Source organism: Methylobacterium sp. WL116, assembly GCF_008039455.1.
Taxonomy (GTDB): Bacteria; Pseudomonadota; Alphaproteobacteria; order Rhizobiales; family Beijerinckiaceae; genus Methylobacterium.
In genome coordinates, this window is the sequence record NZ_VRUV01000985.1 from 1 (window position 1) to 817 (window position 817).

The 817-nt window shown below is 76.6% G+C and carries 2 pseudogenes; both read right to left on the minus strand.

Annotation, left to right across the window (positions count from 1 at the left end):
* A pseudogene (locus FV223_RS28935) lies at nucleotides 1-463 on the minus strand (xanthine dehydrogenase family protein molybdopterin-binding subunit); the annotation flags it as partial.
* Nucleotides 464-565: 102 nt separating this feature from the next.
* Nucleotides 566-817 (minus strand): annotated as a pseudogene (locus tag FV223_RS31040) (acetoin dehydrogenase); the annotation flags it as partial.

The following is an 817-nucleotide window of genomic DNA, read 5'->3' on the forward strand; positions in this document are numbered from 1 at the left end:
CGCCGGCCTCGTCGAAGGTGGCCGCGAACGGCGCCTCCGCGTAGGCGACGCGGACGCGGGCGGCGGCCTCCTCGGCCGCGCCCTGCGTCTCGGCGACGACGAGGGCGACGATCTGGCCGGCATAGGCGACCTCGTCCGAGCCGAGCGGCAGGTGCGCGCTGTTGGCGTAGCCGCCGGCCATCAGGTGCTTCACCGGCGCGATCCGCCCGGCGAGGTCGCGATGGGTGAAGATCCGCAGGCAGCCCGGCGTCGCCGCGGCGGCGGCCAGGTCGAAGCCGCGGATGCGCCCGCGCACGATCGTGCTGGTGACGAGCGCGGCGTGGGCGCGCCCCGGCAGCGCGACGTCGGAGGAGAACCGCGCCCGGCCCGTCACCTTGGCCGGGCCGTCGACCCGCACCTGCGGGCGCCCGAGCAGGCCTTCCTCGGCACCGGCCTGGGCCGGGTCGGCGATCGGGTGGTCCATCGGCGCGCTCCACTTCGCTTCGGTCCGGGACCGGTCGAGGGGGGAGGTGTGCCTCGCTCTCCGCGCGGCAAGGTTTTGGGGCGGGCCCGCGGCGATCCGCGCTCAGGTCGCGGCGCGGTCGCGCGGCAGCAGCTTCTGGATGACGTTCCAGTACGAGACCGGCACGAGGCGCTCGATCAGCGCGATCAGCTTGGCGTCCGAGCCGACGAGCACCCGGCCCTGCCGGCGCTCCACCGCCGCCAGGATGATCTCGGCCGCCCGCTCCGGGGCGAGCTTCAGCATCCTGTTGGCGGCGGCCCGGCCGCGGGCGGCCTCCTCGGCGGTCATGTGCGCGGGCAGGCGGGCGCTGTCGGC